The sequence below is a fragment of the Limimaricola sp. G21655-S1 genome (genome assembly GCF_027213785.1).
Classification (GTDB): Bacteria; Pseudomonadota; Alphaproteobacteria; order Rhodobacterales; family Rhodobacteraceae; genus Limimaricola.
In genome coordinates, this window is sequence record NZ_JAPWGO010000005.1 from 179429 (window position 1) to 200412 (window position 20984).

At 69.0% G+C, this 20984-nt stretch carries 20 protein-coding genes; 7 read left to right on the top strand and 13 right to left on the bottom strand.

Annotated features, from left to right (window positions below):
- Positions 1–135 precede the first annotated feature (135 nt).
- The 3 genes from O4G76_RS07645 to O4G76_RS07655 are packed head-to-tail and all read right to left on the bottom strand — an operon-like array spanning position 136 to position 3767.
- The gene (locus O4G76_RS07645) at positions 136–1647 is read right to left on the bottom strand and encodes an ABC transporter substrate-binding protein (protein WP_269396767.1); all 1512 of its coding nucleotides are present in this window, start codon (positions 1645–1647) and stop codon (positions 136–138) included.
- 21 nt (positions 1648–1668) lie between these two features.
- On the bottom strand, positions 1669–2784 hold the full coding sequence (locus O4G76_RS07650; RefSeq protein ID WP_269396768.1) for an ABC transporter ATP-binding protein: 1116 nt from the start codon (positions 2782–2784) through the stop codon (positions 1669–1671).
- Positions 2781–3767 (bottom strand): ABC transporter ATP-binding protein, encoded by a 987-nt coding sequence (locus O4G76_RS07655; RefSeq protein ID WP_269396769.1) that lies wholly within the window; start codon positions 3765–3767, stop codon positions 2781–2783. Before O4G76_RS07655 ends, O4G76_RS07650 begins: the two co-directional genes overlap by 4 nt.
- A 653-nt stretch (positions 3768–4420) precedes the next feature.
- Here O4G76_RS07655 and O4G76_RS07660 point away from each other — a divergent pair.
- The 3 genes from O4G76_RS07660 to O4G76_RS07670 are packed head-to-tail and all read left to right on the top strand — an operon-like array spanning position 4421 to position 7004.
- Positions 4421–6010 carry a flavin monoamine oxidase family protein gene (locus tag O4G76_RS07660; protein ID WP_269396770.1) on the top strand — a complete coding sequence of 530 codons (1590 nt, stop codon included), beginning with the start codon at positions 4421–4423 and terminating at the stop codon, positions 6008–6010.
- A complete protein-coding gene (locus O4G76_RS07665) occupies positions 6007–6513 on the top strand; it encodes a cytochrome c (protein WP_269396771.1) in 507 nt (168 codons plus the stop codon). The genes O4G76_RS07660 and O4G76_RS07665 overlap by 4 nt, the downstream gene beginning before the upstream one ends.
- Positions 6510–7004: a RidA family protein gene (locus tag O4G76_RS07670; protein WP_269396772.1), complete on the top strand. Its 495-nt coding sequence runs from the start codon at positions 6510–6512 to the stop codon at positions 7002–7004. The genes O4G76_RS07665 and O4G76_RS07670 overlap by 4 nt, the downstream gene beginning before the upstream one ends.
- 82 nt (positions 7005–7086) lie before the next feature.
- Here O4G76_RS07670 and O4G76_RS22030 read toward each other — a convergent pair whose 3' ends face one another.
- Positions 7087–7269 (bottom strand): CsbD family protein, encoded by a 183-nt coding sequence (locus O4G76_RS22030; RefSeq protein WP_269396773.1) that lies wholly within the window; start codon positions 7267–7269, stop codon positions 7087–7089.
- A 398-nt stretch (positions 7270–7667) separates the two neighbouring features.
- On the opposite strand from O4G76_RS22030, the gene O4G76_RS07680 reads away from it, so the two are divergent.
- A complete protein-coding gene (locus O4G76_RS07680) occupies positions 7668–8009 on the top strand; it encodes a helix-turn-helix transcriptional regulator (RefSeq protein ID WP_269396774.1) in 342 nt (113 codons plus the stop codon).
- The gene (locus O4G76_RS07685; protein WP_269396775.1) at positions 8006–8494 is read left to right on the top strand and encodes an SRPBCC family protein; all 489 of its coding nucleotides are present in this window, start codon (positions 8006–8008) and stop codon (positions 8492–8494) included. The genes O4G76_RS07680 and O4G76_RS07685 overlap by 4 nt, the downstream gene beginning before the upstream one ends.
- Positions 8495–8695: 201 nt before the next feature.
- On the opposite strand, the gene O4G76_RS07690 is transcribed toward O4G76_RS07685, so the two are convergent.
- The 9 genes from O4G76_RS07690 to O4G76_RS07730 all read right to left on the bottom strand — a co-directional run bounded on the left by O4G76_RS07690 (position 8696) and on the right by O4G76_RS07730 (position 18722).
- Positions 8696–9688, bottom strand: a complete 993-nt coding sequence (locus tag O4G76_RS07690; RefSeq protein ID WP_269396776.1) for a 4-hydroxythreonine-4-phosphate dehydrogenase PdxA — start codon at positions 9686–9688, stop codon at positions 8696–8698.
- Positions 9685–10401, bottom strand: a complete 717-nt coding sequence (locus O4G76_RS07695) for a GntR family transcriptional regulator (protein WP_269396777.1) — start codon at positions 10399–10401, stop codon at positions 9685–9687. Before O4G76_RS07695 ends, O4G76_RS07690 begins: the two co-directional genes overlap by 4 nt.
- Positions 10402–10415: 14 nt before the next feature.
- Positions 10416–11342, bottom strand: coding sequence for a dihydrodipicolinate synthase family protein (locus O4G76_RS07700; RefSeq protein WP_269396778.1), 927 nt, complete (start codon positions 11340–11342; stop codon positions 10416–10418).
- Entirely contained in the window at positions 11339–12514 is a 1176-nt protein-coding gene (locus O4G76_RS07705) for an L-rhamnonate dehydratase (RefSeq protein ID WP_269396779.1), read from the bottom strand. The genes O4G76_RS07700 and O4G76_RS07705 overlap by 4 nt, the downstream gene beginning before the upstream one ends.
- Positions 12511–14004: a tripartite tricarboxylate transporter permease gene (locus O4G76_RS07710; protein ID WP_269396780.1), complete on the bottom strand. Its 1494-nt coding sequence runs from the start codon at positions 14002–14004 to the stop codon at positions 12511–12513. The genes O4G76_RS07705 and O4G76_RS07710 overlap by 4 nt, the downstream gene beginning before the upstream one ends.
- A 7-nt stretch (positions 14005–14011) precedes the next feature.
- Positions 14012–14476 (bottom strand): tripartite tricarboxylate transporter TctB family protein, encoded by a 465-nt coding sequence (locus tag O4G76_RS07715; RefSeq protein ID WP_269396781.1) that lies wholly within the window; start codon positions 14474–14476, stop codon positions 14012–14014.
- 72 nt (positions 14477–14548) lie between these two features.
- Positions 14549–15496 (bottom strand): tripartite tricarboxylate transporter substrate binding protein, encoded by a 948-nt coding sequence (locus O4G76_RS07720; RefSeq protein ID WP_269396782.1) that lies wholly within the window; start codon positions 15494–15496, stop codon positions 14549–14551.
- Positions 15497–15853: 357 nt separating this feature from the next.
- Complete coding sequence (locus O4G76_RS07725) at positions 15854–17461, bottom strand: ABC-F family ATP-binding cassette domain-containing protein (protein ID WP_269396783.1); 1608 nt, start codon at positions 17459–17461, stop codon at positions 15854–15856.
- Between the two features lie 226 nt (positions 17462–17687).
- Positions 17688–18722, bottom strand: a complete 1035-nt coding sequence (locus O4G76_RS07730; RefSeq protein ID WP_269396784.1) for an L-idonate 5-dehydrogenase — start codon at positions 18720–18722, stop codon at positions 17688–17690.
- Positions 18723–18914: 192 nt separating this feature from the next.
- Here O4G76_RS07730 and O4G76_RS07735 point away from each other — a divergent pair, with 192 nt between their 5' ends.
- Both O4G76_RS07735 and O4G76_RS07740 read left to right on the top strand, forming a co-directional pair.
- Positions 18915–19706: an SDR family oxidoreductase gene (locus tag O4G76_RS07735; RefSeq protein WP_269396785.1), complete on the top strand. Its 792-nt coding sequence runs from the start codon at positions 18915–18917 to the stop codon at positions 19704–19706.
- A 66-nt stretch (positions 19707–19772) separates the two neighbouring features.
- Positions 19773–20807: a LacI family DNA-binding transcriptional regulator gene (locus tag O4G76_RS07740; RefSeq protein ID WP_269396786.1), complete on the top strand. Its 1035-nt coding sequence runs from the start codon at positions 19773–19775 to the stop codon at positions 20805–20807.
- Positions 20808–20984 lie beyond the last annotated feature (177 nt).

The window sequence follows — 20984 nt, forward strand, 5'->3', positions numbered from 1 at the left end:
CCCCCACCCCACCCGCCCCCCCCCCCCGCCGGGGGGCCCCCCCCCCCCCCCCGGGGCGCGCCCCCCCCCCCCCCCCCCGCCCCCCGGGGGGGGGGGGGCCCCCCCCCGCCCCCCCCGGCGGCGCGGCCGGTCAGGTCACTCGGACTTGGTCACGCCGGCGAGGCGGAACATGCCGTCGGGATAGGGGACGAAGCCCTCGATGGCGTCGTCCAGCGCCCAGATCCAGGTCTCGTGGTAGAGATAGATGATCGGCTTGTCCTCGTTGAGGATCTTGGCCGCGGCATCGTAGCTCTCCTTGCGCGCCGCCATGTCGGTGGTCACCCGCGCCTCGTCGAGCAGGCGGTCGACCTCCTCGTTCGAGTACTTGGCGTCGTTGAGGCCCGCATCGGTGGTCATGAACTGGTGGATGTTGCCATCGGGATCGACCCGGCCCGACCAGCCGACCTGGCTCGCGGTGAAGTCGCCAGCGGTCTGGTCCGACAGCATGGTGGCGAATTCCTTGGAGGTGATCGAGATGTTGATCCCCGCCTCGGCGGCCATCGACTGGATCACCTGCATGAGCTGCAGGTTGACCGGCGTGTTGGGCGCCTGCACCTCCAGATCGATGCCGTTCTCGTAGCCCGCCTCGGCCAGCAGCGCGCGGGCGGCCTCGACGTCGCGCTCGGGCACCGGCAGGCTGGCGTCGTACCAGGGCGAGTTCGGCGGGAAGGCCTGGTTGCCGGCGGGCGCGGTGCCCTCGAACACGACCTGGTTGATGGCGTTGCGGTCGATCGCCAGCTCCAGCGCCTTGCGCAGCCGCGCGTCGTTGCCCCACGGGTTGTCGCCGCGCTCGCCGTTGTCGATGTTGAAGGTGATGCCCTGGTAGCCCAGCGACACCGCCTCCTCGACCTTGAGCGAGGGATCGTTGCGGACCTGCGCCACGTCGGTGGCGGCGAGCCGGTTGATCGCGTCCACGTCGCCCGATTGCAGGTTGGCCAGTCGCACGGTGCTGTCGGGGATCGGCAGGTAGGTCACGGTGTCGAAGTGGAACTCCCCGGCGTTCCAATACTCGGCGAATTTCGACAGCACGATCTTGTCCTGCGCGACCCGCTCCTCGAACTTGTAGGGGCCCGAGCAGACCGGGGCGAGACCGAAATCGGCGCCCGCCTCGGCCGCGGCGGTGGGCGAGACCATCATGCCCGCGCGGTCGGCGAGCTGCGCCAGCAGCGTCGCGTCGGGCTGGGCGAGATCGATGCGGATCTGGTGCGGACCCAGCACCTCGGTGCCGGTGATCGAGGCGATCTCGGACTTGCGGCGGCTCTCCTCCATGGTCTGCGACCGCTCGATATTGGCGGCCACGGCCTCGGCGTCGAAGGGGGTGCCGTCATGGAAGGTCACGCCCTCGCGCAGCGTCATGGTGAGCGCGGTGCCGTCCTCGTTCCAGCTCCACTCGGTCGCGAGCTGCGGCACGATCTCCAGCTCGGGCGTGATGTCGACGAGCTTGTCGCACAGCGCGGTATAGACGATGCGGCCCACGAAGGTGCGCGACTGGTCGGGGTCGAGGATGTCCGGATCGCTTTCGAGCGCGAAGCGGAAATCGGCCGCCTGCGCCGAGAGCGCGGTGGCGCTCAGAAGCGCCGCGAGCAGCGTGGTCTTGCGGAAGGTCATGCGTTTACCTCTGTCTGTCGGTCAGGTGGTTGCCCCGGCGTTGCTCGCCGTTTCGGGTCGGTCTGTCTGTCGCAGCGTGGCCGCCTCGTAGAGGGCGAAGCGTCGTTGCGCGCCTTCGCTGCGCGCGGCGGCGGGGGTGAGGCCCGCCTTAGGCCGCGTGGCCGCGATCTCCTCCCAGTAATGGCAGGCGACGCGGGTCTCGTTCGCCGCCACGCGCAGCTCGGGCACGCGGGTCGCGCAATCCTCACGCGCGAAGGGGCAGCGGGTGTGAAAGCGGCAGCCCGATGGCGGGCTGGCCGGGCTCGGCGTCTCGCCGCTGAGCGCGATGCGGGTCCGTTCGCGGCCGTGCACCGGCTCGGGGATCGCCGACAGGAGCGCCAGCGTGTAGGGATGCCGGGGGCGCGCGAAGATCTCGTCGGTCGGCCCGCTCTCGACCACCTGGCCGAGATACATGACGGCGACGCGGTCGCTCATGTGGCGGATCACCGCGAGATCGTGGGCGATGATCACCAGCGTCATGTCGAGCTTCGACTTCAGATCGTGCAGCAGGTTGACCACCTGCGCCTGCACCGAGACGTCGAGCGCCGAGACCGGCTCGTCGCCGATCACCAGACGCGGGTTCGAGGCGAGCGCGCGGGCGATGCCGATGCGCTGGCGCTGGCCGCCCGAGAACTCGTGCGGGTAGCGGTCTGCATGCTCGGGACGCAGCCCCACGGTCCGCAGCAGCCGCGCCACCTCCTGCCGACGCTGCGCGCGGCTGAGTTCGGGGCGGTGCGTCTCGATCGGCTCGCCCACCAGCTTGCCCACGCTCATGCGCGGATTGAGCGAGGAGAACGGGTCCTGGAACACGAACTGCATGTCGCGGCGCAGCTCGCGCAGGTCGCGGCCGCGGATGCCCGCGATGTCGCGCCCGTCGAACTCGATCGCGCCCTCGGTCGGCTCCAGCAGCCGCATCAGCAGCCGCGCCAGCGTCGACTTGCCGCAGCCGCTTTCGCCGACGATGGCGAAGGTTTCGCCGCGACGCACCTCGATCGAGACGCCGTCCACGGCGCGCACCGTCTTGGTCTCGGCCATGAAGCCGCCGCCGACCTGGAAATGCTTCTTGAGGCCGTCCGCCTTGAGGATCAGGTCGGTCATGCGCTGCGCTCCAGCGTCCGTTCGAGGGGGGCGAAGTGGCAGGCGACGCGGTGGCCGGGATCCTGCTCCGCGAGATCGGGCCGGCCCGCGCAGACCGGCGCCGCGAAGGGACAGCGCGAGGAAAAGCGGCAGCCCTCCGGCATCTGGCCGATCGCCGGGACCACGCCGGGCACGGTCGAGAGCCTGCGGCGCGGGCCGGTCAGCGACGGGACCGAGGCCATCAGCCCAATGGTATAGGGGTGCTGCGGGTTCTCGAAGATTGACCGGGCCGAGCCGTATTCGACCACCTGCCCCGCATACATGACGGCGACGTTGGTCGCGATCTCGGCCACGACGCCGAGATCATGGGTGATCATGATCGTGCCCATGCCGGTCTCGGCCTGCAATTCCGCGATCAGCTCCAGGATCTGCGCCTGCACGGTGACGTCGAGCGCGGTGGTCGGCTCGTCCGCGATCAGCAGCTCGGGATCGTTGGCCAGCGCCATGGCGATCATCACCCGCTGCCGCATGCCGCCCGACAGCTGGTGCGGATAGGCGTCGAGCCGCTGCTCCGGCGCCGGGATGCCGACCTTGCCGAGCATCTCCAGCGCCCGGGCCCGAGCCGCCGCATGACCGCAGTTCCGATGCCGCTCGACGGCCTCGGCGATCTGGTCGCCGATCCGGAAGGCCGGGTTGAGCGAGGTCATCGGCTCCTGGAAGATCATCGCCATCCGGTCGCCGCGCATCCTGGCGATGCGGTCGTGATCGCCCGGCGCGAAGCTCTCGCCGTCGAAGCGGATCCGCCCGGCGCCGAACCGCACCGAGTCCTGCGGCAGCAGCCCCATCAGCGCCAGCGCGGTCACGCTCTTGCCGCAGCCGGACTCGCCGACGATGCAGAGCGTCTCGTTGCGGCCGAGCCGGAACGACACGTCCTGCACCACGTCCTGCGCCTGCCCGCGAAAGCGGAAGCGCAGGTTCTCGACCTCCAAGAGCGGCTGGTTCATGGCGCGCCTCCCGCGTTCCGGTGACCTCGGGGCCACCGCGGCTTCAACCTATTTCAAAACCAATGCCGAATTGGTGGCAGACCTGCCGCGACCTGGCAACCCACTTTCGAAAAACTTTCCCAAGGCATGTGCCGTCGCGGAACCGAAGCGCCGAGGGGACCGCTCACATCTCTGTTATTATTGGAATTTCGACGAGAGCCCGGTACCGCACACGCTGGCGCCATCTCCACCGCCTGCATGAAAATCAGGCGCTCATGCCCGCTGTTTCACCACCTGCGATCCGTCCGCTGCGGTTGGCACGACGCCTCCCGGTCTCGCCGGGTGAACCAAGGAGCGACCATTCGCGACCGCGCCATCCATGCCTCGACGCCGACGAGCCCGCCGCGCGCTTCGGCGAAGCGACCGTCGCACCCCCCCGGCCGCGCGAGATCGGGCAGGCAAGACTCGGCGTTCAAAAACGGACCGGAAATGAAATTCGATTAGCGCCGCGATATGCGCACCAATTTCCAAATAGACCGAATGCATTTCGTATCAAACTCAATTCCCGATTTTCTTTTTATTTTTTCCCAACGGGTGACGCCCTCCGGTCGCGGCGCAATACTCGATCCCGGAGGCGCGGTTATTGCGCGCCAGCGTCATACGGAGGGACAGAGATGAGCATGTCACGTCGCAGCTTGCTGCAGATGGTCGGCCTCGCCGCCGGGACCACCGCCATGTATCAGGCGATGACCACGCTCGGTTTCGCGCAGGAATCGAGCTATGCGGGCCCGATCCGGCTCGAGGGCGATCCGCAGGGGGCCAAGGTGCTGATCCTCGGCGCCGGCCTCGCCGGCATGACCGCCGCGCTCGAGATGCGCGCCGCGGGCTACGAGGTCGAGATCATCGAATACCGCGAGAAGGCCGGCGGCCGCTGCTGGACCCTGCGCGGCGGCGATAGCTATACCGAGCTGGGCGGCGCCACGCAGGAGGTGCGCTTCGCCGAGGGCAACTACCTTAACCCCGGCCCGTGGCGCATCCCGCATCACCACCACGCGGTGCTCGACTACTGCAAGCGGCTCGGCGTGAAGCTCGAACCCTTCATCCAGAAGAACCACAACGCCTACCTGCATCGCGCGGAAGCCTTCGACGGCAAGCCGCAACGCTTCCGCGAGATCGCCACCGATTACCGCGGCCAGATCTCCGAGCTTCTGGCCAAGGTGACCAACCAGGGCGCGCTCGACGAGGAGGTGACCGAGGAGGACAAGCAGAAGCTGCTCGACAGCCTCGTCGAATACGGGATGCTCGACGAGAATTACCGCTACGTGAAATCGGACCACACCTCGGAATATCGCGGCTTTGAGAAATGGCCCGGCGGCGGTCTCAACGCCGCGCCCGAACCCTCCGAGCCGATCTCGCTCGACCGGATCCTGCAATCGGAGCTCTGGACCTGGCTGGTCGAGGCCGAGACCACGCATCACCAGTCGACCATGTTCCAGCCGGTCGGCGGCATGGACATGATCGCCCGAGGGTTCGAGCGCGAGGTGGGCGAGCTGATCACCTACAATGCCAAGGTCGTCTCGATGATCCAGGACGAGAATGGCGTCACGGTGGAATACGAGGATCTCGCGAATGGCGGCGGAATGATGACCCGGACCGGCGATTACTGCGTCTGCACCATCCCCTTCTCGATCCTCGGCCAGATCGAGCACAATCTCTCGGGCGACAAGACCGCGGTCATCGATTCCATGTATTACGCGGGATCGGTGAAATTCGGCCTCGAATTCAAGCGCCGCTTCTGGGAGCAGGACGAGCATATCTATGGCGGCATCAGCTATACCGACCTGCCGATCGCGCTGATCTCCTACCCCTCGCATGATTATCTGACCGACGGGCCCGGGGTGCTTCTGGGCGGCTATGCCTGGGGCGCGACCGCCTACCAGTTCAACGCCATGCAGCCGGAGGAGCGGACCAAATGGGCGGTCGAATATGGCAGCCGGATCCATCCGCAATACACCGAGGAGTTCGACAACGGCGTCTCGGTGACATGGCACAAGGTGCCATGGGTGCTCGGCTGCTACGGCATCTGGAAGGACCGCGAGGCCGATTACGAGATCGCCGCGACGCGCGACAACCGCATCGTTCTGGCCGGCGAGCACATCTCCTACCTGCCCGGCTGGCAGGAGGGCGCGATCCTGTCGGCGCTCGACGCGATCCGGAGGCTGCATGACCACGTGACCAATTCCAACGCGGGAGAGACGCAATGAAACCGCTTCCCCTTACGCTGATCCTCTCGGGTCTCGCGCTCGGCGCGTCGCTGCCGGTCCTCTCGCAGACCCAGGACCAGCCCGATGCCGGGGCCGAGACCGGCGAAATCGCGGAATCCGGCCAGCGCGAGGCGTTCCGCACCTTCGAGCCCTCCGAGCAGGAGCAGGCCTATTTCGCCGAGGCCGCGAAGCTGACGCAGCAGGGCGGCGAGGCGATCTATCGCGCCGTCTGCTCGGGCTGCCACATGCCCGAGGGCGAAGGCGCGGTGGGCGCGGGCATGTATCCGGCGCTGGCCGACAACGAGATGCTCGAATTCCCCGAATACCCGATCTACGTCATCGTCCACGGGCAAAAGGCGATGCCGCCGCTCGGCGGCATTCTCGACGACCAGCAGGTCGCCGAGGTCACCAACTACATCCGCTCGAATTTCGGCAATGATTACGTCGAGGGCGAGGAAGGCATCGCGGCCACGCCCGAGGACGTCGCGGGGGTGCGGCCATGACCGCGCGCCGCATCGCCGCCGCGTCGGGGCTGGCGCTGATCTGCGCCTGGCCGGTCACGGCGCAGGAGCTGACCCGGCACCCGCTGCCCGACAGCGACTTTCCGATCTCTATGGCGGTCGAACTGCCCGCCGACGCGCAGCTGGTCTATCTCAGCGGCACGGTGCCGAGCGTCACCGATCCGGATGCCGAACAGGGCAGCCGCGCCTCCTATGGCGACACCGAGGCGCAGACCGTCTCGGTGCTGCAGACCATCGAGGCCAATCTCGAACGGCTCGACCTCGCCATGTCGGACGTGGTGAAGATGACCGTGTTCCTGACCGCGGCCGAGGATGGCGGCGCGATGGATTTCGCGGGCTTCATGGCGGGCTACACGCAGTTCTTCGGCACCGAGGATCAGCCCAATCTTCCAACCCGCTCGGTGGTCGAGGTTGCGGGGCTGGCGAACCCGGCCTGGCTAGTGGAGATCGAGGTGGTGGCGGTCCGGCCCTGAGCCGATGGCCAAAGCCTGCCGGGACCTGCCCGGCGCCACATGCGAAGGCCGCCCGAGCGGGCGGCCTTCGTTCCGGGTCGGTTCAGCCCTTGTCCTTGAGCGCGCCCTTGGCCTCGCCCTTGATGTCTTGGCCGTGACCCTTGAGCTTCTGGGCCTTGCCCTCGTTTTGCAGATCCTTGTCGCCGGTCGCGTCGCCGACGGCATCCTTCGCGGCGCCGGCGGCCTTGTTCATCGCGCCCTTGGCCTTGTCTTCATGCTCGCTCACGTCGCGCTCCTGTAGATTTCGGATCGCAGCCCGCGATGCCGGCCCGGCATCTGGCTGCTCGGGGGACAAACAATCGGGACGGGTATCCGTTTCCGCAGGCAGCGCAATCGTGATCGCGGCGCGATGTGGCCGTTCTGCGGCCCCTCCCTCATGGGCCATGAGGCAGCGAGACCAGTGACGGCCCCTGTCCCGCAGTCCCCGGATCTTGCTTCGAGCCCGATCCGGAATCGGCGCGTCCCCTCCCCCATCCCTCCCGCGAAGATTTTCGAACCAAGCCTACCCGAAACCGCCTTGAGCGTTCGAGAGACCCGAGCCGGACTACCACCGGCAATCACAAAACTTATGCATACGCCTAACTTTCTCTTGCCACGAATCCACGCCGGTGCTTAGTTAGTCACATGGCTAAGCTTGATGCACGTCTCGACCTGCACTTCGCCGCGCTCGGCGATCCGACCCGGCGCGCCATCCTGTCCCGCCTCGCGCGGGGCCCGGCGAGCGTCAGCGAACTGGCCGCGCCCCATGATATGGCCCTGCCGTCCTTCATGGGGCATCTGAAGAAGCTTGAGGATGCGGGGCTGATCACCACGGCCAAGGAAGGCCGGGTGCGCCACTGCCAGCTCGCGCCGGACGCCTTCGCGCCGGTGCAGGACTGGCTCGGCGAGCAGCGCGCGCTCTGGAACGGCAGGCTCGACCGTTTCGACGATTACGTCGCCAACCTGATGAAGGACCGCGAGAGATGACCCTCGACCCATCGACCGATCTCAGCTTCACCCGCAGGATCGAAGCGCCGCGCGCGCTGCTGTGGGAATGCTGGACCACGCCCGAGCACATAAAGCAGTTCTTCGTGCCGAAACCGCATCGGGTCACGGATTGCGAGATCGACCTGCGCCCGGGCGGCCGCTTCAACACCACCTTCGACGTCGAAGGCCACGAGATGCGCAATGACGGCGTCTGCCTCGAGGTGGTCGAAGGCCGCCGCCTCGTCTTCACCGACGCCTATACAGAGGGCTGGAAGCCCAACCCCGACCCCTTCATGACCGCGATCATCGAGTTCGAGGATCACCCCGACGGCGGCACGCGCTATACCGCGATCGCGCGGCACCGCTCGGCCGAGGCCCGGCAGCGGCACGAGGAGATGGGCTTCCACGACGGCTGGGGCACCGTGGCCACACAGCTCGAGGAGTATGCGAAATCGCTGCGCGCCGGGGCCGACGCCGGCTCGTGACCGAGCGCCGGGGAGGGGCCAGCGCCGGGTCTCCACGACCCGCGCTCGCCTTTCCCGTTTCGCCGGTCGTCCCCGCGACCGGGTCTCCCGATTTGCCGCCGCCGTCCAAGCCCACCGGCATCGACCCGAACCACCGGCACTGGTGGCGCGAAGCCTCCCTCCCCTCCGGACCCACCGGAGGGGAAAGCGCGCCGCGCCGGGTCATTGCCAGTTGGCAACCATGTCGCAGGCGATGTCGAAGGCCTGCCGCATCGCGTCGACCCGCGCCCGGCCCTGCCCCGCGATGTCGAAGGCGGTGCCATGCGCCGGCGTCGTCACCGGGTAGGGCAGCCCGCCCTGCACCGTGACGCCGCGCTCGAAGCCCATGAGCTTGAGCGCGATCTGGCCCTGGTCGTGATACATCGTCACCACCGCGTCGATCTCGCGATCCCGCAGCTTGAGGAACACCGTGTCCGAGGGCCACGGCCCGTCCACCGGCATCTGCCGCTTCTGCATCGCCTCGATCGCCGGGCGCAGCACCTCGATCTCCTCGCGGCCGAAATTGCCGCCATCCCCCGCATGCGGGTTCAGCGCCGCGACCGAGATCCGCGGCCGCGCGATGCCGGAGCGCCGCAGCGTCCGGTCGATCAGGTCGACCGCCTCCTCCAGCCGCTCGGGCGTGATCGCATCGGCCACGTCGCGCAGCGCGATATGGCTGGTGGTGCGCGAGGTCCACATGCCGTCGAGCACGTTGAGCTCGGACAGATACCCCGTCACCCCGAGCCACTCGCCCATGTGGTGCAGCTCGTCGGCATGGGCGAGACCCGCCATGTGCATCGCCGCCTTGTTGAAGGGCGCGAAGACCAGGCCGTCGATATGCCCGGCCTGCAAAAGCTCCAGCGCCCGGTCCATGGTCGCGAGCACCGAGCGCCCCGAGGCCGCGCTCTCGACCGCCACCTCGATCTCCGAGGCGGCGATGGTCTCGGTCTCGTGCCATGCGATGCCGTCCGAGGGCGCGTGCCAATCCCCGGGATCGACCGGCACGAGGGCATGATCCACGCCCGCCTGGCGCATGCCCTGCTCGAGCACGTAGCGATCGCCGATCAGCAGGATCTCGGCGGCCTCGCGGATACCCTCCGCCGCCATCAGCTTCGCGGTCAGCTCGGGGCCGATGCCGCTGGGATCGCCGGGGATGATGCCGATACGGGGTGTCATGTCTTGCGGCCCTCCTCGGCCTGTTCGGATCGGGTCTTGGCGATGTTCTCCACCGCGGTTTCGAGATGCTGGCGCAGCGCCGCCGCCGTGGCGACCGCGTCGCGCGCCTTGAGGGCGCGGACCACCTCCTCGTGCTGGCGCAACGTGCGCGGGCGGTCCGGCTTGCGCTGCGAGGAGATGAAGCGCGCGCGCCATAGCCGCGCGTTGTACTGCCGCTGGGTCTGCGCCAGCGGCCGGTTGCGGCTGGCGGTGACGATCGCCTCGTGAAAGGCCATGTCGCGGCGAAAGAAGGTCAGCGGCTCGTCGGTCTCGGAGCCCTCGACCATCTCCCGGCAGATCCGCTCGATCTCGGCGATCTCCCCGTCGGTGGCGTTGTGGCAGGCCTGCTCGCCGGCCAGCGCCTCGATCGCGCCGAGCACCGAGAGGTTCTGCTCCAGCGTCTCCAGATCCGGATCGGCCACGAAGGGCCGGCGGGTCGGCGAATAGACCACCAGCTCCTCGGCTTCGAGGATGCGCAGCGCCTCGCGCAGCGGCGTGCGGCTGATCCCCATCGCCTCGGCGAGGTCGCGCTCGCGGATCGGCGCGCCGGGGGCGAGCTTGGCCAGCAGGATCAGCTCGCGCAGCCGTTCGGCCACCTCGTCGCACAGCGTCTTGCGCCCCGAGATCGGCGCCATCTCGGCGAGGCTTTTCGACAGGTTGGACTCGTCGGTCATGGTCGTGTTTCCTTTCAGCGCCCCCAGCGCAGCACGATGGGGTCGAGGGGCCGCAGCAGCCCGATCAACTCGGCGCGCGTCTCGGGCGGCAACGGCGGCACCGGGTGGCGACAGAAGTCGGAGCGGATCACGCCGCCCTCGACCATCGCCGCCTTGGCGGCGCGAAAGCCGCATTGCCGGTTCTCGTGGTTGATCGCGGGCAGGATCCTCGTATAGCCCGCGACCGCCCGCGCGCGGTCGCCCGCGTGATGCGCCGTCACCACCTCGCGGATCAGCTCCGGGATCATCGCCGAACACATGGTGCCGGTGGCGCCCGCGTCGAGATCGGCGAGCATGGTGATCCCCTCCTCGCCGTCGAGCGGGCTGAGGACGGCCTCGCCGCCCTCGGCGATCAACGCCCGCAGCTTGGCCGCGGCACCGGCGCATTCGATCTTGAAATGCTGCACCATTTCGATCTCGCGCGCCATCCGCACCAGCAGCGGCACCGGCAGCTCGACCCCCGAGAGCGGCGCGTCCTGCGCCATGATCGGGATGCCGACCTCGCCCACCCGGGCGAACTGCTCGTAGCACTGCTCGGCCGTGCCCTTGAGCAGCGCCCCGTGATAGGGCGGCATCATCATCACCGCGACCGCGCCCAGATCGCGCGCCAGCCGCGCCCGCTCGACCACGATCGGGGTCGCGTAATGCGAGATCGTGACGATCACCGGCATTCGGCCCGCGAGGTGGTCGAGGCAGTGCCGGGTCAGCGTCTCGCGCTCCGCGTCCGAGATCAGGAACTGCTCGGAGAAGTTGGCGAGGATGCAGACGCCGTCGGCGCCCTGCTCCATGATGCAGTCGAGCACCCGCGTCATGCCCGGCAGGTCGAGCGAGCCGTCCGCGTGGAAGGGGGTCGGCGCGACCGGCCACGCGCCGGTCAGGGTCTCGGGCCTCATGGTGGTCATTCCTCGATCCGGAAGTTGTCGAGATGCCGGTCGCTGATCGAGATGCCCAAGCCCGGCGTCTCGTCGTCGAGCTGTAGGAAGCCGCCCTGCGCCTCCGGATCGCCCTCGAAGATGTAGTAGAACAGCTCGTTGCCGACCTCGACGTCGAAGACCGGGAAGTATTCGGCGATGGGGCAGTTCGCGTTGGCCATGGTCAGGTGGTAGTTGTGCATCTGTCCGGCATGCGGGATCACCGGCACCTGGAACGCCTCGGCGATGGCGTTGATCTTCTGCGCGGCGGTGATGCCGCCGACCCGGTTGGTGTCGTATTGCAGCACGCTGACCGCGCCGCGGCGCAGCAGGTCGGCGCAGCCGATCACCGAGAACTCGTGCTCGCCTCCCGAGATCGGCACGATGTTCATGGCGTTCAGCTCGGCATAGCCCGCCACGTCGTCGGCGATCACCGGCTCCTCGAGCCAGCGCGGCTCGTATTTGACAAGCTTGGGCAGCATCCGCTTGGCGTAGTCGAGGTTCCAGCCCATGTAGCATTCGAGCATGAGATCGTTGTCGTAGCCGATCACCTCGCGCAGCGCCTCGACCCGCTTGAGGTTCTCGCGCATGCCCGGCATGCCGTCCTTGGGGCCGTAGCCGAAGCGCGACTTGTAGGCGGTATAGCCGTTCGCCATGGCCTCTTCGGCCTCGGCCTGCATCTCGCGGATGTCGCGGGCATAGAGCTTGGAGTAGTAGACCGGGATCTTCTCCTTGGTGCGGCCGCCCAAGAGCTTGAAGACCGGCTTGCCGACGAGCTTGCCCATCGCGTCCCAGATCGCGATGTCGATCGCCGAGATCGCGGTCATGCCGATGCCCTTGCGGCCCCAGGCATGGGTGCGGCGATACATCTTCTCCCAGATATAGGCGTAGTCGAACGGGTCCTCGCCGATCACCAAGGGCGCGTACCAGTCGTCGATCGCCCGCTTGACCACGCTGGGCGCCAGCGCGGCGTTGCCGATGCCGATGGTGCCGTCGTCGCATTCCACCTCGACGGTGAGCCACTGGTGGAACCGGAAGGAGGACATCGCGTCGCCCTTCTCGTAGAGCGCGTCCGAGGCATTGGTGCAGAAATTGCCCTGCGGCGGAACGGTCGGGCCGGTCCAGTGCCAGACGCGGGTGCGGATCGAGGTGATCTTGGTCACGACGCGATCTCCTTTCGTGTGATTTTGCGAATGAGGTTGGTGGTCGGCGCCCCGAAGAGCGCGAGCAGGGTCAGCGCGAAGAAGGTCAGCGCGATCGGCCGGGTGAAGAGCATCCACCATTCGCCCCGGAACATCGCGACCGACTGGCCGAGCCGCTGCTCGACCATGGCGCCCAGCACCAGCCCGATGGCGAGCGAGACCACCGAGAAGCCGCGGCGGATCATCAGGTGGCCGATCACCCCAAAGGCCAGCGCGATGATCACGTCGACCTGCGATTGCCGGATCGCATAGGCGCCAACGATCGAGAACAGGAACACCAGCGGCCACAGGATGCGCACCGGGATCGTGGTGATCCGCGCGAAGATCGGCGCGCCGCCAAGCCCCACGGCGATGAACAGCAAGTTGGCCACGAGCAGCGCCGCAAAGATCACGCCCAGGAACTCGCCCTGCTCGGCGAACAGCATCGGCCCGGGCTGGAGCCCTTGGGTCAAAAGCCCCGCGAGGATGATCGCCGCGGTCGGGCTGCCGGGAATGCCGAGCGCCAGCGTCGGCACCAGCGAGCCGCCGATGGCCGAGTTGTTGGCCGCCTCAGAGGCGGCGATGCCCTCGATCTCGCCATTGCCGAAATTGTCGCGATTGGGCGACCAGCGCCGCGCCTCGTTGTAGGAGATCATCGAGGCGATGGTCGCGCCCTCGGCCGGCAGCACGCCGATGAAGGTGCCGATGCCGGTGGAGCGCAGCACCGTGGTGCGGATGCGCCGGATGTCGGCCCAGCCGGGCAGCTTGACCGCGCGCATCGCGATGAGGTGCCGCTCGGTGTCGAGCCGGGTCGACTGGCGCAAGAGTTCGGCGATGCCGAAGATGCCGATCATCACCGGCACGAAGCCGATCCCGTCATAGAGCGCGTGGGTGCCGAAGGTATAGCGCTCCACGCCCGTGAGCAGGTCGACGCCGATGGTGGCGAGCAGCACGCCGAAGGCGCCCGCGATCAGGTTCTTCACCGCCGAACCGCCGCCGATCGTGGCCAGCATCGACAGGCCGAACAGCGTCAGCGCGAAGTACTCCGGCGGCCCGAAATCATAGGCCAGCCGCGCCATCAGCGGCGCCGCCACGAACAGGAACACGATCGAGACCAGCCCGCCGAAGGTCGAGGCGATGGTCGCGACGCCGAGCGCGCGCCCGGCTTCGCCGCGCAGCGCCAGCGGGTAGCCGTCGAGGCAGGTGGTGGCCGAGGCCGAGGTGCCCGGCGTGTTGATCAGGATCGCGGTGATCGATCCCGCGAAGGTGGCCGATCCGTAGATAGTCGCCAGCACCACCGTGGCCGAGATCGGGTCCATGGTCAGGGTGAAGGGCAGCATCAGCGCCGCGCCGGTGGTGGCGTTGAGCCCCGGCAGAACCCCGATCACCGTGCCCGCCAGCGTCGTGGCGACGATGAGCAGCAACAGCTGCGGGTCGCCGAGGGCCAGAAGCCCCGAGAGGATATCGCCCATGTCGCGCCTACCCGTAATAGAGGTTGATGAGAAAGCCGCGCGGGAAGCGGACCTGGAAGGCGGCGTCGAAGAACAGCACCACCGCGACCGGCGCCACGAGGCCGAGACCGATCAGCACCAGCGGCCGCCTTTCGCCCCAGCACCAGGCGAGGCCGGCGCAGCCGATCATCAGCGCGAACAGGAAATCGCCGATCAGCGCCAGCCCGCCGAACAGGCCGAGCATCAGCACCGAGAGATGGAACTCGCGCGGTAGCGCGCCGGGGCGTTCTTCCCCGGCCTGGCGCGTCTGCCACAGGCCAATCAGCGACAGCGCGATGATGATGCCGGCCACCAGCCGCGGAAACGCGCCCGGCTGAAAGCCGCGGATCAGCATCGGCGGCACGTCCTTGAAGGTGTAGGACCAGCCATAGGCGAAACCGGCGATCAGCGCGCAGGCGATCAGCGGCAGGAACGACGAATTTCGGGCCCTCATGCGGGTCCTCCTCCCCGGGGGTGAACAAAGCGCGACGGCCGCCCCTCCCGGGCGGCCGTCCGTCGGGCCGGCTCAGCCGCCGATATAGCCGAGTTCGACCAGCGCCTCGCGCATCCGGGCGACCGAGTTGTTCATCTGCGCGCCCCAGACCTCGGCATCCGCGACCGAGCTTTCGTCGAGACCCTGGCTTTCGAGGAATTCGAGATATTCGGGCGACTTCATGCCCTCCATCATCGCCGCGCGGATCTGCTCGACCACGGCCTCGGGCGTGCCCTCCTTGACGGCGAAGCCGCGCACGGTGGCGAAATCGGCGTCGATGCCGAGATCGGCGGTGGTCGGGGTGTCGGGCGCGGTGGCGAGGCGCTCCGTGCCCATCACGACCATCGGGCAGATCTCGCCCGCCTCGATCTGCGCCACCGCCTCGCCGTAGTTCAGCACGCCCACGTCGACATTGCCGCCGACGAGGTTGGTCAGCAGGTCGCCGCCGCCCTCGAAGGGAATGATGTCGGGCTGCGCCAGACCCGCCGCCTTGGCGAACATGAAGGCCGAGACGTCGTCGATATTGGCGACATGGGTGACGCCGTAGGACATCGACTCCTGCTTCTGGGCGTCGATGAAGGCCTGGGTGTCCGCGTGGACGCCGCATTTGGCCATCAGCACCTGCGGGTCGTTGGTGCCGCGCGCGATCGGGATCAGACCCTCGGCACCGCTGGCGCCGTTCTTGGCCTGCGTCACGGCATGGCCGGTGGTCCAGACGAGGATGGTGTGACCATCGGCGGGCTGGCGGTCGAGATACTCCATCGACACCGCGCCCGAGCCGCCCTGCCGGCTGGCGATGACCATGTCAGTGTCCAGCACCGGCGCCACCGAGGCGATCATCATGCGGGCGGTCGTGTCGGTGCCGCCACCGGCGCCCGAATGGGTGACCACCTCGATGGTGCCGTCCGGAAAGGCCTCCTGCGCAAGCGCTGCGACGGGGGTCGTGATGGCGGCCAGGATCGCCGCGGTTTTCATCAGCATGTTCAAGTCTCCCCCCTGATTCCCACTGCACCACGCCGGGTGCCCCCCAATCGTTAGACCGTCGAATTTGACATGTCAAAGTTTTGGCATGCCAAAATACCGGATTCCTGCGTTGGGGGTTCTCGTGGGGTTCGGAATGACCGGCGAGTATCTGCTACGACGCCTTGTGAGGCAGCGCCGCGGGCGTTCGAACTGGCCCGACGACCCGGCGGGGACGTGTCGGATGCTCGCAGGTCTGGAGAACGCCCGACGCACGTACCGAAGCAATTCGACGCTTCCGCAGCGGGCCGCCAAAGCCTTGGGCCCCTGCCCCGCCCGCGTCGGACAGCCTCTCCGGTGAACCGATGTGGGACCATTTCACCGAAGGCCGAACCCGACAGGGCCCCCGCCCAGCTCCACCCGCCGATCCAGCCGCAGCCGGTCCAGGAAAGACTCGTCGTGGCTCACCACCAGCAGCGCGCCGTCATAGCCGACGAGCGCCGCCTCCAGCGCCTCGATCCCGTCGAGATCGAGATGGTTCGTCGGCTCGTCGAGGATCAGCAGGGCCGGTGGCATCGGGCGGCCGATGGTGCAGGCGAGCCCCGCCCGCAGCCGCTCGCCGCCGCTGAGCGATCCGGTCTGCCGCAAGCCGTCCTCGGCGCGAAACCGGAACCGCGCCAGTGCCGCGCGGCATTCCATCTCCGGCGCCGCCGGGTTCAGCCGCTTGTAGGCATCGCGCAAGGACATCCCCGGCGCCAGCAGGCCGACATGCTGATCGAGATAGGCGCAGGCGACCTCCAGCCGCGCCGTCCCGGCGCAGGGCGCGCGCCGCCCGGCCACGAGGTCGAGAAGCGTGGTCTTGCCGCTGCCGTTCGGGCCGGTGACCGCGATGCGCTCGGGCCCGGTCATCACCAGCGACAGGTCGCGAATGACCGGGCGGTCCGGGTCGGGACCGGCGCTGACCCGGTCGAGCCGCAGCACCAGCCGCGACCGCGCGAGGCCGGTGGGCGCGATCTCCATCGCCAGAGGCGCGACGATCTCGATCGCCTCGCGCGCCGCCGCGACCCGCGCCTCCGTGGCGGCGCGCCGGTCCTCGCGCAGCCGCGCCCCGGCACCCCCGGAGCCCTCGGCACGCTCCTTCGCCGCATCCAGAAGAACCTTCGCCTGGCCGCCCTTCGCCCGCCCCTTGCGGCCGCGGCCATCCTTGCGCGCCTTGCGCTCGGCCGCCTGCTGCGCCCGACGCTTCTGCGCGGCGCGGGCCCTCTCGGCATCGGCCAGATCATGCCGCGCCGCCTCGATCTCGCGCGTCTTCCACGCGCGGTAGGCGCTGTAGCCGCCGCCATAGCGCCGCGCCCCCAGCTCCGACAACTCGACGATGGCATCCATCTCCTCGAGCAGGTCGCGGTCATGGCTGACCACGATGGCCGCGCGCCGCCAGTCGCGCAGCACCGCCGCCACCAAGGCCCGCCCCGCCCGGTCGAGATTGTTGGTCGGCTCGTCGAGCAGCAGCAGGTCCGGTTCGGCGAAGAGCAGCGCCGCGAGACCGGCCCGCGTCCGCTCTCCGCCCGAAAGGCCGGAGAGCGGCGCCTTCGGGTCGAGGGCGAGGCCGCAGCGGTCCAGCGCCGCCGCCATGCGCGCGGGCAGCGTCCAGTCGGCCTCGGCCAGCTCGTCGATCCCGGCCAGCCCTGCCTCGGCCCGGTCGAGCAGCGCCAGCGCCTCGCGCGCCCCGAACAGCGCCGCGATGGTCTCGCCCTGCCCGAACCGGACGTCCTGACGCAGCATCGCCACGCGCCCGTCGCAGCCGACCTGCCCCGAACGCGGTCGCAGTTCCCCGACGATCAGCCGCAGCAGCGTGGTCTTGCCGCTGCCGTTGCGACCGACGAGGCCGCTGCGCTCGGCGCCGAAGACGGCGTCGAGATCGGACAGGACGGGGGTGCCGTCAGGGGCGGACCATGAAAGATGGGAAAGGGTGACGGAGCTGGACATGGGACATGGCTTCTCGCGGCGATACCGAAGGGCGGAAGGCGGCGCGCACATGGTCCATGTCGATAGATCTCCTCTGACCGGCGCAGGATACGCCCGTTCGCGCCCTGCGCAAAGTCACCGATGCGGGATGGACGCCCGACTGCGTCCCGGCAAGGCGTCGCCCCCCCTCATTCGCAAGCCCCCGGCCCCGGGACAGCCCGTCGCTGTCCCGGGGCCGGTGCGCCTGTCACGCGTCGAACCGGATCTGCACCTTGATCGCGCTGTTGCGGTCGCTGGCCAGCCGGAAGCCCTGCTCCGCCTCGTCGAGGCCGACCGCATGGGTGAGCAGCGGCTTGACGTCGATCCGGCCCGCGCGCATCGCGGCGACCCCTTGGGCGAACTCCTCGTGGAACCGGAACGACCCGCGCAGGTCCAGTTCCTTGGCGGTGACCAGTATCATCGGCAGCGACATGTCGCCGCCCAGCCCCAGCTGCACCACCACGCCGCGCGGGCGCATCGCCGCCAGCGCCGGCGCGATCGCGGCCGCCACGCCGGTGCATTCGAACAGTACGTCGAAGCTGCCCTTGCCCGCCGCGTAGCCCGCGAGCGTTCCGGCATCCCGCCCGGTGTTGATCGTGACGTCGGCCCCGACCTGCCGTGCCACGCCGAGCGTGAAATCGGTCAGGTCGGTGGCCACGATCTCGGCCGCGCCCGCATGGCGCGCGGCGATGATCGAGAGCAGGCCGATCGGACCACAGCCGGTCACCAGCACCCGCTTGCCCAGAAGCTCGCCCGCCCGGCGGGCCGCGTGCAGCGTCACTGCCAGCGGCTCGGCCATCGCCGCCTCGCCCGGGCTCAGCCCGTTGGCCAGAGCGCATTGCGCCGCATCGGCCACCAGCTCCTGCCGGAACGCCCCCTGGATATGCGGGAACGGCATGGCCGAGCCGTAGAAACGCATGTTCTCGCAATGGTTCGGTCGCCCGGCATGGCATTGTGGGCAGCCGCCGCAGGGCCGCGAGGGCGAGACGGCGACGAGATCGCCGGCCTCGAGCCCGGTCACGCCGGGGCCGCATTCGACGACCCGGCCCGACACCTCGTGGCCGAGGATCATCGGCTCGCGCAGCCGCACCGCGCCGAAACCGCCATGCGAATAGTAGTGCAGGTCCGAGCCGCAGATTCCGCCCCGCTCGATCGCGACGCGCAGCTGCCCCGGCCCGACCGCCTCGGAGGGGCGCTCCTCGACCCGCAAATCATGGGCGGCATGGATGACGACGGCCTTCATCGGGCGCAAGCCCCATGGGCGAAGCGCGCGCATGCGCCCTGCCCGAGAGCCGACTGATGATCGAGTGGCTGGCCCATGTTCCCTCTCCCTCGGGTCGAAACGCCGCAGCCGCGCCAGACCCTGCTTGACTCGTCTTGTTATCGATAACATAGAAGGCGGACGAGGACATGTCTACACCGTCGGGAGAGCTGGATGACCCTAGGCAACGCGTATCTGGAAACCATGTTCGGCCTGTCCGGACGACGTGCCCTGATCACCGGCTCCTCGCAGGGGATCGGCCTCGCTCTGGCTCGCGGTCTGGCGCAGGCCGGGGCCCATCTCGTGCTCAACGGCCGCGACCCGGCCCGCTTGGAGCAGGCGCGCGAGACGCTCGCCGCCGAGCTGCCGGAGGCCGAGATCGCCACCCTCGCCTTCGACGCGACCCGTCATGACGAGGTGCGCGCCGCGATCGACGGCTTCGAGGCGCAGACGGGCGCCATCGACATCCTCGTGAACAACGCCGGGATGCAGCACCGCACGCCGCTCGAGGATTTTCCCGCCGACCGCTTCGAGGCGCTGCTGCAGACCAACATCGCATCGGTGTTCCATGTCGGCCAGGCGGCGGCGCGGCACATGATCGCGCGCGGCCACGGCAAGATCATCAACATCTGCTCGGTGCAGACCGCCCTCGCCCGCCCCGGTATCGCCCCCTACACCGCCACCAAGGGCGCGGTCGGCAACCTGACCAAGGGCATGGCGACCGACTGGGCCCGGCACGGGCTGCAATGCAACGCCATCGCGCCCGGCTATTTCGACACGCCGCTCAACGCCGCGCTGGTTGCCGACCCGGAGTTCTCGGCCTGGCTCGAAAAGCGCACCCCGGCGGGGCGCTGGGGCAAGGTCGATGAGCTGGTCGGTGCCTGCGTCTTCCTCTCGTCCGAAGCGTCAAGCTTCGTCAACGGCCACGTCCTCTATGTCGACGGTGCGATCAGTGTCTCGCTCTGATCCCGCATCGATGCCGCGCGCGGGTCTTTGCCCCCGCGGCGTCTCGGCCTGACCGAGGGGCGGCGCATGAGCCCGGCTGCGCGCGGCGCGGCGATCCGGATGTCCGATGTCGCCCGGGCCGTGGGCGTCTCGGCGATGACCGTCTCGCGCGCCTTCAAGGGCGACGACAGCGTCAGGCCCGAGACCCGCGACAAGATCCTGCGAAAGGCGGAGGAGCTGGGCTACGTCTTCGACGCCACGGCGGCGAATTTGCGCCAGAACCGGACCGGCTTCGTCGCCGTCACCGTGCCCACCATCGACAGCGCGAATTTCGCCCAGACGGTGCGGGCGCTGACCCAGGGGCTGGCGCGGGAAGGTCTGCAGATCCTGCTCGCCAACACCGAGTACGATCCCGCGCAGGAAGAGGCAGTCATCGCACAGCTGTTGCGCCGCAAGCCCGAGGCGGTGGTGCTGACCGGCGGGCAGCACACGCCCCGCACCCGGCAATTGCTGCGCGTCTCGAAGCTGCCGATCGTGCAGCTCTGGGACCTGCCGGACGATCCGCTGGATCACGTCGTGGGGTTTTCCAACGCCGCCTCGATCGGCCTGCTCGTCGATCACCTCGTGTCGCGGGGCCGTCGGTGCATCGGCTTTCTGGGCGGCGATTCCGATCGCGATCCGCGGGGCCGGCAGCGCCGGGCCGGCTTCGTCGCGGCGATGGCGCGGCACGGTCTCGAAACCTGCCGGCTGGCCCCGCTCGGTGAGCCGCCGATCAGCATGGCCGCCGGCGCGACGGCGCTCGACGCGCTGCTCGCGCGGTATCCCGACACCGACGCAGTGATCGGCGTCTCCGACCTCGTGGCCTTCGGCGCGCTGGCCGAGTGCCAGCGGCGGCGGATCGCGGTGCCGGGCGCGCTGGCGCTCGCGGGCTTCGGCAATTACGAGATCGGCGCGGTCTGCGCGCCGCGTCTGACGACGGTCGACGCCCATGCCGAGCGGATCGGCGCCGAGGCGGCGCAGCTGGTCGGCACGCTCCTGAACGGCGACCGGAGCGCGCCGCCCCGGCGCATCGAGATCCCGCCCGCTCTGATCATCCGCGAGACCTCGAGCGATCCGCGCTGATCCCGGCGCGAATCCGGGCGCGGCCAAGACCCCCCTGCCCCACGAAAAAGGCCCGCCCCCCTCGTGATACGGGGGGGGGGGCGGGCCGGTCATGGGCGACGGGCGCGTCTCAGTAGATGGCGATCGCCGGGAACAGGATCAGCACCGCGACCGCGAGCGCCTGCAGGCCGATGAAGG